Origin of the sequence: Deinococcus sp. LM3 (assembly GCF_002017875.1) — a bacterium.
In the GTDB taxonomy this organism is placed as follows: Bacteria; Deinococcota; Deinococci; order Deinococcales; family Deinococcaceae; genus Deinococcus.
Genome location: NZ_MUFV01000001.1, coordinates 2,290,923 through 2,303,639 on the forward strand (window position 1 = coordinate 2,290,923; position 12,717 = coordinate 2,303,639).

Consider the following 12,717-nt stretch of genomic DNA (forward strand, 5'->3'; position numbering starts at 1 on the left):
AGCAAACAGAGGTGCGCGGGTGTAGCTCAGCTGGTTAGAGCGCACGCCTGATAAGCGTGAGGTCCCCAGTTCAAGTCTGGGCATCCGCACCAAAGAAGAGAAACCCCGTCAATGACGGGGTTCTTTCGTTATGTGCGTAGTTCAGGCCTCATAGTTTTCCCTGCAATTATCTGCACCCTGTAAGGGCCTCATAAGCCCTGTCGAAGCGGAGTCGAGATACTGTTTGGACGCATAGGACCGTTGCGGTCACGGAGCCGTGAAGATCCATGTGGCTGGAAGGTCAGGGGCTTTGGAATTTAGCGTTGGACGTTCATTGTGGCCGAGTGAAGTCAGTGAATTTTGTCGATTGGGACAGAGAATTGGGGCGTCGGAGGGCTATTTTCTGATGCCGTATTTCGGATAATTGCTTCAAGTTGACACTGCTCACGCCCATGCCAGAACTATCGATGGTCGAATCTGCTTGAACGGAACTGTTGTCCAGGGGAAAATCAAGTATGGAGCCATACACAATCACGAAAATTCTGGAGGAAGTTCAGAAAGGCGAAATTAGAATTCCTGCATTTCAAAGGGGATTCGTTTGGGAGCCTGATAATGTTGCATTTTTGATGGATAGTATTTATAAAGGGTATCCATTTGGGGCATTATTATTTTGGCAAACTAGAGAAAGATTGAAGTTTGATAGATCGCTTGGGCCTTTTGATCTACCTGAGCCGCGCGAGGAATATCCCATCTTTTATGTACTTGATGGACAGCAGCGGATCACTTCTATTTTTGGAGTTTTTCAATCAGAAGTGGATATTTCTGCGAATTCTGATTGGAAAGATATATACTTCGACTATACAAAGCAGGGGAATGCGCAGGAGCCACTATTTTTTGCATTGGCTGCTGAAGAGGTTGATCCTGAGAGGCATTTTCCTTTGAAGACTTTGTTCAATCCTGCGAAATTCTTTGAATACGCCAATAAAGTTCATTCTGACCATCAGCCAAAAGTGGTTGAGATGCAGCAGAGATTTGTAGGAGTTCAAATACCCATCCAGACCTTTAGAACAGAGGAAAAAAGTGCTGTAGCTACAATTTTTGAGCGGATCAATCGCCAGGGCATACCACTTGACACACTTCAATTGTTAAGTGCTTGGACTTGGAGCGAAGAGTTTCAATTGCACGGCAGATTTGCTGAGTTGGCAGAAGAACTTGAGCCATTCGGATTTAGTGAAATGAGTGACGACATGAATCTCATTTTACGATGCTGTGCGGCAATTCTGGTAAACGATGCCTCGCCAGAATCTTTAATGTCAATTACTGGAGAGCAGATTCGTACTAACTTTGAAAAAATTCTGAATGGAATCCGCGGCGCGGTGGACTATCTGCAGAATGAATTCTATGTCGCCTCGTTGAGAAATCTGCCATTCACGACCATTATGGTGCCACTCAGTGTATTCTTTGCGGTAGATGGTAATAGAGAAGTGCAATATGATGCGCAGCAGCGTTCTGAATTGAATCGCTGGTTCTGGAGAACGTGCTTTTCTAAGAGATATAGCAGTGGTGTTCTGAGGAATCTGAAGCGGGATATTGAGGAGATGGTAAAACTAAGAGACTCTGGTGTTAGCAATCTTGGTAACTTCAAGGCTGCCGTCGGTGAAACTTTCTTTAGTGGAAGTACATTTAAAATGAACGCAGTTGACACTAAGACGTTCATCCTTCTGTTGGCATCCGCGAGTCCTCGAACATTTATATCTGGGTCGCCTATCAATTTGCAAGACAAGCTGCGTCAACACAATAAGGCTGAATTTCACCACATGATGCCGCGAAAATTTCTTATCAGCTCAGGGCAAAACAATGCGATTTCAGAAAACGTCCTAGCTAACTTTTGCTTTATTTCTAGAGCTGAGAATAGAAAGCTGGGAGGCGATGCGCCAAGTATCTATCGAGAAAAGATGGACAAAGCGCCGGAGATTTTGGCTCATGCCTTTACTGGAGAAGTGTTATTCGATGATAACTATTCGAAATTTATTGAGGAAAGGTCTAAAAAACTGTCTGAGACTGCTAATATGCTGTGTCAGAACCCATAAATATGTTGATCCGAATCATACATTAACCTAACATTGGGAACGTTTATTTTAAATTGAAAATGTTTTAAATTTCGGCTTTACTGGACATTTTCTGAGTGCGTTTTGATTGTCCTGTCGCCGATAGCTGTGGCTGGGCATCCGCACCAAGAAAGAGAAACCCCGTCGTTGACGGGGTTCTTTCGTTTGATCCGGAGGTGGGTTTACGCGTTCACGCTGCCTGCGCCCACGCTCTCGCCCAGCAGCGTGCGGATCACGTCGCTGATGGTCACCACGCCCAGCAGTTCCCCGTCCTGCGTGATGACCGGCAGGCCGTGCACGTCGGCTTCGAGCATGCGGGTCAGGGCGTCGTGCATGGGGACGCTCTCGGTCAGGTAGCCGCTGGGCGGGCGCATCAGGTCGCGGACGGTGACGCTCTGCAGAAAGAACTGGTCGGCCATCAGGGTGGGGCCGTGCGTGGCGGCGGCGCGGTCCACCGCGTCCCGCAGGTCGCGGGCGTGCAGCACGCCGGTCAGCTGGCCGCCCTGCACGACCGGCAGCACGTGCAGCCGCGTGACGTTCAGGATGGCGGCGGCCTCGCTGGCGGGCGTGTCGGGCGTGACCGTCACGACCTCGCGGGTCATGTGCTGCGCCGCCGCTCCCCACTGCAACCGGGGCGCGCGGGCCTCGGCGCGCAGCACGTCGGTCAGGGTCAGCATGCCCATCAGGGCGCCCGTTTCCTCCTGCACGACCGGCAGGCCGCCCACCCGGCGGTCGAGCAGGGTGCGCAGCGCGGCGCGCAGCGGCGTCTGCGGAGTGACGGTGTGAACGGGGGCGCGCATCACGTCGCGTACGCGCACGCGGCCCACGTGGTCCGTGAACTCCCAGGGGCTCAGGCCGTCACTCAGGGCCGGGAGGGCGCGGCGCACCTCGCCGTCCGTGACGATGCCGATCACGCGGCCTGCCTGCACGACCGGCAGGCGTTTCACGCCGAGTTCCTGCATGGCGACCACGGCGGCGCTGAGTGGTTCGTGCGCGCCGACGGTGACGGCGCGGGGGTGCATGGCGTCCTGAACGAGTAGGGGGGTGGTCATGGGTGAACCTCCTGACCACAGGGTCGGCCCGCCCGGTTACAGGAGCATTACGGGCCGGAACGCAGGCAGCCGGGGCGCGTGGTGGCCCCGGCTGTTCAGTTGATCGGTCCTGTGATCGGTCCTGCGCCGTTCAGATCAGGCTGAGTTCGCTGCCTTCGCCGAGGTGGGCGAGGTGTTCGGGCAGGTTGCCGGGGCGGTCCATGACGATCTGCTCGGCCTTGTAGGAGGAGCGGACCAGGGGGCCGCTGACGACTTCCAGGAAGCCCATGGCCATGGCCTCGTCGCGCAGTTCGTCGAATTCGGCGGGGGAGACGTAGCGCTCGACGGGCAGGTGGTGCATGGTGGGGCGCAGGTACTGCCCGAAGGTCAGGACGTCCACGCCGGCGGCGCGGCAGTCGCGCATGGTCTGCGTGAGTTCCTCGCGGGTTTCGCCCAGGCCGAGCATGATGCTGGTCTTGGTGATGACGTCCGGGCGGGCCTGTTTGGCGTGCGCGAGGACCTTCAGGGTCTGGTCGTAGTCGGCGCGGATGTCGCGGACGGGGTGGGTGAGGCGGCGGACCGTTTCGAGGTTCTGGGCGTAGGTGTCCACGCCGCTGTCGAGAACGAGGTCCACGCAGTGGGTGTTGCCGCCGAAGTCGGGCGTGAGGGCCTCGACGCGCGTTTCGGGGTTGAGGCGTTTGATGGCCTGCACGGTCTTGGCGAAGTGGTACGCGCCGCCGTCCGGCAGGTCGTCCCGGTCGACGCTGGTCAGCACGACGTACTTCAGGCCCATGAGCCGCACCGAGTCGGCGACGCCCTGGGGTTCGTCCAGGTCGAGTTTGCCCATGGGGTTGCCGGTGTCCACGGCGCAGAAGCGGCAGGCGCGGGTGCAGATGTGACCCATCAGCATGAAGGTGGCCGTGCCGCGGCTCCAGCATTCGCCGATGTTGGGGCACATGGCTTCCTCGCACACGGTGTGCAGGCGGTGTTCCTTGACGATCTTGCGGACTTCCGTGAACACCTGCCCGGTGGGGATGGTGACTTTCAGCCACTCGGGTTTCTTCTCGCGGACAGGCACGCTGTCCTTGCGGTAGATGCCGTTCTTGATGAACTTGGGTTCCTTGGCTGCTTGGGTGTCCTGGGTCATGGTGGATTCAGCTCCCGGCTGCCGCTGGGGTGGGCAGCGTCCAGTCGTACTGGGCGAAGGTGGTGTGGAAGGCGCGCGTCAGGGCGGCCCGTGCGTCCTGCATGCTGGCCGTTCTGTCCAGGCCGCGCAGGTCGTACTCGCGCTGCACGCTGGTCATGTGCGTCTGCGTCAGGCCGCACGGGACGATCAGCTCGAAGTGGCCGAGGTTCGGGTTCACGTTCAGCGCGAGGCCGTGCAGGGCGACGTTGCGCTGAACGGCGACGCCGAACGACGCGATCTTCTGGTCGTACGTCAGGCCGTTCACGTCGCGTTCGGTGACGTACACGCCGGCGTACCCGGGGTTGGGGCGCGCGTCGCTCAGGCCCAGGTCATGCAGGGCGCTGATCGTCGCCTGTTCCAGCAGGCGCAGGAAGTCCGCGACCCGGCGCCCGACGGGGAAGATGGCGTACGCGACGAGCTGACCGGGGCCGTGGTACGTGACGTCGCCGCCACGTTCGACCTCCAGCACCTCGATGCCCTGCGCCTTCAGGTACTCGCGCGTGACGATGATGTTGGTTCCCTCACGGGCCTTGCGGCCCAGCGTGAGGACGGGAGGGTGTTCCACGAGCAGCAGGGCCGGTCGGCCGCCGGCCGCGACCCGCTCGTGGTGTCGTTTCTGAAGGTCCCAGGCGTCCCGGTACGGCGTGACGCCGAGGTCCAGAACGTCGAAGGGGGCGTGCGTCATGCGGCGATTGTACGCCCCCCCGGCTGCCTTTTATCGTGTCGCAGGCGGGTGTTCGGGCCGTATTGACCAGTAAACGTGGTGAATCCTGCGCTCCGCGCTGGTCAGGAGTGTCCAGGCTGAACGGACGTCCCTGACGGCGGCTGCGCCATCTGGCTCAGGGCATACAGGACGACGCACCCCAGGGTGAGGCATGGAACTGGTACCCCCCTCCGAACAGTTCAAGTCAAGCTTCCTGGACGCCGTGCGCGAGGCGCAGGCCACCGGCAGCGGTCTGGGCGACACCCTCAACTTCGACGTGGCCGACATGGAGCGTGACTTCGCGGCCTTCCTGACCCACCTGCGCCGCTTCGAGCCCGGCCAGCCCCTCCCCGGCGGCTTCGTGCACTCCGAGTACCTGTGGCTCGTGGACGGAGGCACCTACCTGGGCCGCGCCAGCATCCGCCACACGCTGAATGAACGCCTGCGCGAGTCCGGCGGCCACATCGGCTACGAGGTCCGCCCCGGCGCCCGCCGTCAGGGGCACGCCACCCGCATCCTCGCCGGATCGCTGCGCCGCGCCCGGCAGCTGGGTATCGACTCGGCCCTCGTGACCTGCGACGCAGACAACACCGGCTCGCGCCGCACCATCGAGAAGAACGGCGGCGTCCTCGAAGGTCAGTTCGTCGTGCCGGACCACCCCAACCCCATCCTGCGGTTCTGGGTCCCCACGCCCACCTGATCCGGACTCCGGATGAGCGCAACCGGAACAGAAACCGCACAGGGGAGAGCCGCGCGGCCCTCCCCTGATCAGGCGTCGCGCTCAGCCGTTGCGAATCTGCCCGGCCTTCTCCTCCATCAGTTCCGCGAGTTCCTCCAGCGCCTGCACCTGCTCGGCGCCTGACACGCCCGTCTCCGTCAGCCGGTCCGCCACGGCCTCCCCGATGCGGGTCAGGGCGCTCACCTGTTCCGGCGCGGCCTCGTCCAGCTGCGCGATCCGCTCCACCAGTTGCTCGCCGGCCGTCCCGAGTGCCTGGGCCTCGTCCGCCGCGCTCAGGTGCCGCAGCGACGACACCCGCTCCTGGTACTCGGCGCTCACCTGCTCCAGCTGCTGCACCTGCGCCAGCGTGTCGGCCTGCACCTGCGCCGCCTGCATGATCGTCTCCAGCGCCCTGACCTGCTCGCGCACATGCTGGTGAATCGCCTGAAGGCGGCCCAGGCTGACCTCATTCATGGGCGTCCGCGCGACGCTCTCCAGCGCCTCGCACACCAGCGTATCCAGCGCCTGCGCCGCCATGACCTGCACCTCACCGCTCTCGCGGATGTGCAGCAGCGCCTCGACCTGCTCGCCGCGCGCCTCGGGGCTGGCGTTCAGCGGCAGGGCGCGCAGCTGCTCGGTCGTCAGGGTCACGACCTGCCGCAGGGCGTCCGTGGCGGCCAGTCCCTCCCGGCCCGCCCGGATGATGGACTCCAGCACGCTGGTCTGCTCCCAGCCGGCCGCGCCGACATGTTCACGCGCGCGCACCTCCGACACCCGGCGGCGCTGCTGCAACGAGACTTCGCGGACCTCGGCCAGGGGGCCGGCCGCCTGTTCAGGCACGGAATTCATGATCCTCAGGTTGCCGCGCCCCGCACACCCACAACGTGACGCTCCCTTCACTTGCCGGGCCGACTTGCCTGCCCAGGCCCGCGCCGCGTATACTGTTACGGTCCGGTCGACTGCCCCTGGCGGCGACCTGTTCACCCAGGAGCACGAACGTCTCTGCCCGCAGACAGCGGGACGGTGGGACGGTCCGCTGCCCGAAGGAGTCAATCATGCAGCACGCAATCAAAGCGAACCGTGGCGCCATCCTCCGCGCCGTCGAGCAGCCCCACATCAAGACCGACGCCCCCGAGTTCCGCCCCGGCGACACCGTCCGCGTGGAAACGAAGGTCGTGGAAGGCACCCGCACCCGCAACCAGGCCTTCGAGGGCGTCGTCATCGCCATCAACGGCTCGGGCAGCCGCAAGAGCTTCACCGTCCGCAAGATCTCCTTCGGTGAAGGCGTCGAGCGCGTGTTCCCCTTCAGCAGCCCCCTGCTGGCCAAGATCAGCGTGCTGGAGCGCGGCAAGGTCCGCCGCGCCAAGCTGTACTACCTGCGCGACCTGCGCGGCAAGGCAGCCCGCATCAAGAACGACCGCAGCCGCGTGATGAAGGACGCCGCCCGCGCCCAGGCCGAGAAGGCCGCCAAGGCCGCCGCGCCCGCCGAAACCGCCGCTCCCGAAACCCAGGGCGAGTAAACCCCACCGGGCTCAGGCCCACCCGGTTTCACCGCGCCGCCCCCAGTTATGGGGGCGGCGCACTTTTTGGTGGCGCACTGTTGCCTGTGGCCCGGCCTGCCGCCTGCGCTACCGTACCCGCGTGACCACCACGCACGCGCCCCCGGCTGCCCTGCTGACCCTGGACCTCGACGGAACCCTGATCGGCCCGGACGGGCAGCCCCCACCCGGTCTGCTGGACGAATTGCGGGCGTGGCAGCTGGGCGGCGCGCACGTCGCGATCATCACGGCGCGCGGGCGCCTTCCGCCTCTGCTGCGGGACTGGCCGCTGCACAGCGTTTCCCGCTGCTACGGCGCGTGGTTGCGTTGCGAGGGCCGCGTGCTGTGGGAGCGCACCCTGCCGACAACGGCCGTCCACGCGGCCTTGGGCGCCCTCACGCCCGCCGAGCGCGGCGGCCGTTGTAAGACCCTGATCGTCACGCCCGACCCGCGCGGCATCCTGCGGCACACCGACCCCGACTTCGAGGACCGCTGGCCGCACGCCCCCGCGCCCCTGAAAGTCGTCCACGGCCAGCTGGACGCCGACCGCCTGGACGATCTGCAGGCGCAGTGGGCGGCCATTCCGGGCGCGCAGGTCATCCGCGAACGCCGCGACCGGCTGGTTCTGGTCGCCGCGGGCGCCGGCAAGGGCGAGGCGCTGCGGGGCCTCGCCACGCACCTCGGCGTGCCGGCCGCGCGCACCTGGGCGGCCGGGGACGGCCCCGCCGACGCCGCCATGCTCCCGCACGCCCGGACCTTCCTGCGGGTGGGCACGCACCCGGCCCTGCACGCCGCGCACCTGACCGCGCCCGGCCCGGCGGATGTGCCCCGCGTCCTCGCGCGCTGCCGGGCGGACGCGCTAGGCTGCCGCGCGTGACCGTGACCCTGCCCGCCGACCTGCCCGTGACCCTGCCGCTCCTGATGGCCTTCGACCTGGACGGCACTCTGATCCCCGACGCGGGACGCGAGGTGCAGCCCGACGCGGCGCAGGCCCTGGCGCGGCTGCGGGCGCTGGGCGTGAAACTGGCCATCATCACCGGGCGCGACACGCCGCCGTCGCAGGTGCTGCGCGTCATGGAGCCCGACGCGGTCGCCACCAACAACGGCGGCCGCATCCTGATCGGCGAGGACCTGCACACCGAGGCCCGCTTCAGCGACGCGGACCTGGAAGCCACGCTGGCCCACGAACTCGACGGCGCGCGCGTGGTCCTGTTCACCGCCGACGGCCTGTACGTGGACCTGCCGCCCGGCGTGGAACCCGAACCGTGGATGGTGCTGCGCCAGTTCCGCCCCCTGGCCGACGCGCCGCGCGAGGGCATCCTGAAAGTCGGGTACTACCACCCGCAGGTCGCCGCGCTCGCCGGACGCCTGCGGACCACGCATCCGCACCTCGTCCTGACCGGCGCGCAGGACCCGTACCCGCACTTCCTGACCGTCACGCCGCAGGGGGCGCACAAGGGCGCGGCCCTGACCCTGATCGCCGACGCCCTGAACGTGCCGCACACCCAGACAGTCGCCTTCGGAGACAGCGACAACGACGAGGCCATGCTGGAAGTCGCCGCGTACGCCGTGCAGGTCGGCTCGCTGCCCCTGCTGACCCCGCACGCGAACACCCGCGTGCCGCAGCAGGCGGACCTGGGCGCGTTCCTGCATGCCTGGGCCGACCGGCTGGCCGCTGCCCGCTGATACGGATTCCGTTTGTTTCGCTGACAATCCGGAACTTCACCGGATTGCCAGCTCCACGTCCGGAACCCGCCCTGCTCCCACTCGCATCCGCTCGGATTGAACGGTCTTTGCAGCCCATTCAATCGGAGTCCGTATGATACGCAGTGGTGGCCCGGCGACCGCTGGGATCGACCGGGCCACCACTGCGTCCTGGCTTACTTCAGGGTCAGGGAGTTCAGGATGGCGCGGCCCTGCTCGATCACGTCAGCGGGCGTGCCGGTGGGGGTCATGAGGGTCGCGGTGTACAGGCGGTTGTTCTTCAGGGTGAACACCTGCGTCCAGCGGACGGTGCCGCCCTCGCCGTCGCCGGTGTAGGTCCAGAGGATGGCGTTCTGACCGCTGACCTTGGTGGTCTTCTCGCCCAGCATCTTCAGTTTGGGCACCACGTCGGGCATCTTGCGGGCGTTCAGGTCGCGCACGTCGGCCAGCGTGGCTTTCAGTTCGGCGGGGATGTCCTGCACGACCACCGTGACGGTGGGGCGCAGGCTGCCGATCTTCTGGTACACGAACGCCACGTCGGTGCCGGGCACGTTCTTCAGGGGCGTCCAGCCGGCCGGCACGCGGATCGAGTAGCCTTTCTCGCTGGTGGCGGTGATGGCCTCGATGGTCCTGGCTTCCGGGGCGGCGGGCGCGGTGGTGGTCTGAGCGGAGGCCGCGCCGGTCAGGGCGGGCGCAGCGAGCAGGGCGAGGGTCAGGAGGGCGCGCTTCATGCGGCTCAGGGTAGTGCCTGAAGGTGAGCCGAATCTGACGCGCTTCCCGGCGGGTGCGGCCCGCAGAACGCCACGCGGCCTGCCGACAGGTGCAGGTGGTGGGTCAGGCCGTCCGGCGCGTCGGAGGCGCGGTGAGCGACGACCAGCAGGTGCGTGCCGCCGCGCACGAGGTCCGGCAGCAGGCCCAGGAACGCGGCGCGTGACCCGGCGTCCAGGAAGTCCAGGCCCTCGTCGAGGATCAGCAGGCGCGGGCGGTGCGCGACCGAGCGGGCCAGCAGCAGCCGCCGCAACTGCCCCTGCGAGAGCGTGTCGGCCGGGCGGTCCAGCAGGTCCGTGACGTTCAGGACGGCGGCCAGCCGGGTCACCTCGGCGTGCTGCGCGGCGTCCAGGGTGTGCGCAAAGCCCTCGGTGCCGTCCCAGGCGCTGCCGATCACGTCCCGGCCCGTCCACTCGCGCCGCTGCCGGATGCCCAGTTCCGCGCTGACCAGCCCAGTGCCGCGTCGCCGGTCGCTCAGCAGGTCGCGGGGCAGGAAGGGCCGCGTGATCTGCCCGCCCAGGGCGGGGTGCAGTTCCCCGGCGATCAGGCGGACCAGGGTGCTCTTGCCGCTGCCGTTCTCGCCGGTCACCAGCCAGTGCTGCCCCGAGCGCCACGTCCAGGTCAGTCGCCCCAGGGCGCGGTGTCCGTTGCGGTAGACCTCGGCTTTGCTGACGGTTACGAGGTCGCGCGGCAGACCGTCCGTGGGCGGCAAGGGCAGTGCCGGCCAGTCTGCCGTGGGCGCGGCCTGCCCAGCGGCAATCCCGACCCGGCCTCCCTGCACGCTCAGTGTCCGCCACGGCAGGTCCGGCGCCTCCTCCGGCCGGTGCGAGGCCAGCACGACCGCCACGCCCGAGGCGTGCACGGCGGCAATCACGCCGCCCAGTTCCGCGCAGGCCTCGCCGGTCAGGCCGTCCGTGAACTCGTCCAGCAGCAGCAGTTCCGGCGCGGGCATCAGCGCCGCGCCCAGCACCGCCCGCCGCCGCTGCCCGTGACTGAGGGTCCGCACGTCCCGCTCCAGCAGCGGCCCCAGCCCGGTCAGGGCCGCCACGTCGGCCACGCGCCGCTCCTCGGCCGGGGTGGCCTCCCACAGGTTCAGGCGTTCGCCGCGCGCCGCGCCCAGCAGCAGGTCCCGCACCGTCACCGCCCAGTCGCGCGTCAGGTAGAACGCCTCGGCGTCCGGCCCGACCACCGCCAGGGACCGCCGCGCCCGCACCGCCGACCGCTGCTCCTGCCCGCCCAGCCGGTAGAGGCGCTCGCCGCGCAGCGGGGCGACCTCGCCCGACAGCAGCCTCAGCAACGAGGTCTTGCCGCCCCCGTTCGGGCCGCGCAGCAGCAGCGCCTCACCCCGCGTGACCTCCAGCGTCACGTTATCCAGCAGCGTGCGGCCCCCGGCCACCACCGTCACGTCCTTCAGGGTCACCAGCGCCGTCATGCCCGCGAGTCTAGCGGGCGCGTGCTCTTCTGCGCTCATGCTCCGCACCCTGCACCTGATCAAGCATGGCCGTCCCCACATCGACCCGCAGGTGCCTGCGCACGACTGGCCGCTGGCACAGGACGCCCTGACCGGCCTGCCCACCCTGTTGGCGGCCCTTTACCCCCGCCCGGACCTCGTGGCGTGCAGTGTGGAACCCAAGGCGCACGCTACCGCGCAGGGACTGGCCGCCGCGCTGGGCGCACCGCTGCGGCCCATGCAGGGCCTGCACGAGCAACTGCGCTACACGGCCCCCTGGCGACCCGATCCGGCCGCGTTCGAGGCGGATATCCGCCGCTTCTTCGATCATCCGGAGCAGGTCGTCAGCGGCGAGGAGAGTGCCCGCGACGCCCTGACACGGTTCACCAATGCCGTCACGGCCGTCATGACCGCCCACCCGCAGCCGTGCGTGGCGGTCGTGGCGCACGGCACCGTCATCAGCCTCCTGGCCGCGCACCTGACCGGACGCGATCCCTGGGCGGTCTGGCAGGCGCTGCCGCTGCTGGGCCACGTGACCGTTTCCTGGCCGTCCCAGCCTCCGCAGGGAACTTACGCGTTGCCCGGCGCGTAAGGAGCAGTACACAGGAGGCACCATGGGATTCACTATTTTCGTCAGCGTTTTGCTGCTGCTGGTCATCGTCACGCTGTTCGCCGGAGTCAAGAGTGTGCCTCAGGGGTACCAGTGGACGCAGGAACGCTTCGGGAAGTTCCTGCGGACCCTGTCGCCAGGGCTGAACGTCATCATTCCGTACATCGACCGGATCGGCCGCAAGGTCAACATGATGGAACAGGTCCTCGACGTTCCCAGCCAGGAAGTCATCACCCGCGACAACGCACTCGTCACCGTGGACGCCGTCGTGTTCTATCAGGTGCTCGACGCCGCCAAGGCCAGTTACGAGGTCGGGAACCTCGAGCAGGCCAGCCTCAACCTCACCATGACCAACATCCGCACCGTGATGGGCAGCATGGACCTCGACGAACTCCTCAGCAACCGTGACCAGATCAACGCCCGCCTGCTCGGCGTGGTGGACGAGGCCACCGCCCCGTGGGGCATCAAGGTCACGCGAATTGAGGTCAAGGACATCAAGCCGCCCGCCGATCTGGTCGCCAGCATGGCCCGCCAGATGAAGGCCGAACGCGAGAAACGCGCCAACATCCTGGACGCCGAGGGCTTCCGGCAGGCCGCCATCCTGAAAGCCGAGGGTGAAAAGCAGGCCGAGATCCTGAACGCCGAGGGCCGCCGCCAGGCCGCCTTCCTGGAATCCGAGGCCCGCGAACGCCAGGCGCAGGCCGAGGCCGAGGCGACCCGCATGGTCAGCGAGGCCATCGCCGCCGGGAACGTGCAGGCCATCAACTACTTCGTCGCGCAGCGCTACGTGGACGCCCTGAAAGAGATCGCCACGTCCCCCAACCAGAAGACCCTGATCCTGCCCGTCGAGGCGGTCAGTGTGCTGGGCAGCCTGCAGGGCATCGCGGAAGTGGCCCGCGAGGCCTTCGGACGCAAGGCCTAG

Annotated in this window: 13 protein-coding genes and 1 tRNA gene; 8 read left to right on the forward strand and 6 right to left on the reverse strand. The window is 66.1% G+C overall.

Features of this window, described 5'->3' with window-relative positions; genetic code table 11:
• The first annotated feature begins 15 nt into the window (after positions 1-15).
• A tRNA-Ile gene (locus BXU09_RS10750) sits at positions 16-92 on the forward strand.
• Between the two features lie 402 nt (positions 93-494).
• The gene (locus tag BXU09_RS10755; protein WP_078302392.1) at positions 495-2,069 is read left to right on the forward strand and encodes a DUF262 domain-containing protein; all 1,575 of its coding nucleotides are present in this window, start codon (positions 495-497) and stop codon (positions 2,067-2,069) included.
• A gap of 200 nt (positions 2,070-2,269) precedes the next feature.
• Here the strand turns inward: BXU09_RS10755 and BXU09_RS10760 are convergent, their stop codons facing one another.
• From BXU09_RS10760 to lipB, 3 genes are all read right to left on the reverse strand, one after another.
• Positions 2,270-3,139: a CBS domain-containing protein gene (locus BXU09_RS10760; RefSeq protein WP_078302395.1), complete on the reverse strand. Its 870-nt coding sequence runs from the start codon at positions 3,137-3,139 to the stop codon at positions 2,270-2,272.
• 130 nt (positions 3,140-3,269) lie between these two features.
• Complete coding sequence (gene lipA, locus BXU09_RS10765) at positions 3,270-4,265, reverse strand: lipoyl synthase (protein ID WP_078302398.1); 996 nt, start codon at positions 4,263-4,265, stop codon at positions 3,270-3,272.
• 7 nt (positions 4,266-4,272) lie between these two features.
• Entirely contained in the window at positions 4,273-4,989 is a 717-nt protein-coding gene (lipB, locus tag BXU09_RS10770) for a lipoyl(octanoyl) transferase LipB (protein ID WP_078302399.1), read from the reverse strand.
• A gap of 190 nt (positions 4,990-5,179) precedes the next feature.
• Between lipB and BXU09_RS10775 the strand changes: the two genes are divergently transcribed.
• Positions 5,180-5,707 (forward strand): GNAT family N-acetyltransferase, encoded by a 528-nt coding sequence (locus BXU09_RS10775; RefSeq protein WP_078302402.1) that lies wholly within the window; start codon positions 5,180-5,182, stop codon positions 5,705-5,707.
• A gap of 81 nt (positions 5,708-5,788) precedes the next feature.
• On the opposite strand, the gene BXU09_RS10780 is transcribed toward BXU09_RS10775, so the two are convergent.
• The gene (locus BXU09_RS10780) at positions 5,789-6,574 is read right to left on the reverse strand and encodes a hypothetical protein (RefSeq protein ID WP_144012073.1); all 786 of its coding nucleotides are present in this window, start codon (positions 6,572-6,574) and stop codon (positions 5,789-5,791) included.
• A gap of 206 nt (positions 6,575-6,780) precedes the next feature.
• Here BXU09_RS10780 and rplS point away from each other — a divergent pair, with 206 nt between their 5' ends.
• From rplS to BXU09_RS10795, 3 genes are all read left to right on the forward strand, one after another.
• Positions 6,781-7,245, forward strand: coding sequence for a 50S ribosomal protein L19 (rplS, locus tag BXU09_RS10785; RefSeq protein ID WP_078302404.1), 465 nt, complete (start codon positions 6,781-6,783; stop codon positions 7,243-7,245).
• 121 nt (positions 7,246-7,366) lie between these two features.
• Entirely contained in the window at positions 7,367-8,140 is a 774-nt protein-coding gene (locus tag BXU09_RS10790) for an HAD hydrolase family protein (RefSeq protein ID WP_168174584.1), read from the forward strand.
• On the forward strand, positions 8,137-8,949 hold the full coding sequence (locus BXU09_RS10795) for an HAD family hydrolase (RefSeq protein WP_240501183.1): 813 nt from the start codon (positions 8,137-8,139) through the stop codon (positions 8,947-8,949). The genes BXU09_RS10790 and BXU09_RS10795 overlap by 4 nt, the downstream gene beginning before the upstream one ends.
• A gap of 194 nt (positions 8,950-9,143) precedes the next feature.
• On the opposite strand, the gene BXU09_RS10800 is transcribed toward BXU09_RS10795, so the two are convergent.
• Positions 9,144-9,698 (reverse strand): PsbP-related protein, encoded by a 555-nt coding sequence (locus BXU09_RS10800; protein WP_078302408.1) that lies wholly within the window; start codon positions 9,696-9,698, stop codon positions 9,144-9,146.
• 5 nt (positions 9,699-9,703) lie between these two features.
• On the reverse strand, positions 9,704-11,167 hold the full coding sequence (locus tag BXU09_RS10805) for an ATP-binding cassette domain-containing protein (protein WP_144012074.1): 1,464 nt from the start codon (positions 11,165-11,167) through the stop codon (positions 9,704-9,706).
• A gap of 37 nt (positions 11,168-11,204) precedes the next feature.
• Between BXU09_RS10805 and BXU09_RS10810 the strand changes: the two genes are divergently transcribed.
• Positions 11,205-11,777, forward strand: a complete 573-nt coding sequence (locus BXU09_RS10810) for a histidine phosphatase family protein (protein WP_078302414.1) — start codon at positions 11,205-11,207, stop codon at positions 11,775-11,777.
• A gap of 22 nt (positions 11,778-11,799) precedes the next feature.
• Positions 11,800-12,717, forward strand: a complete 918-nt coding sequence (locus BXU09_RS10815; protein ID WP_078302416.1) for an SPFH domain-containing protein — start codon at positions 11,800-11,802, stop codon at positions 12,715-12,717.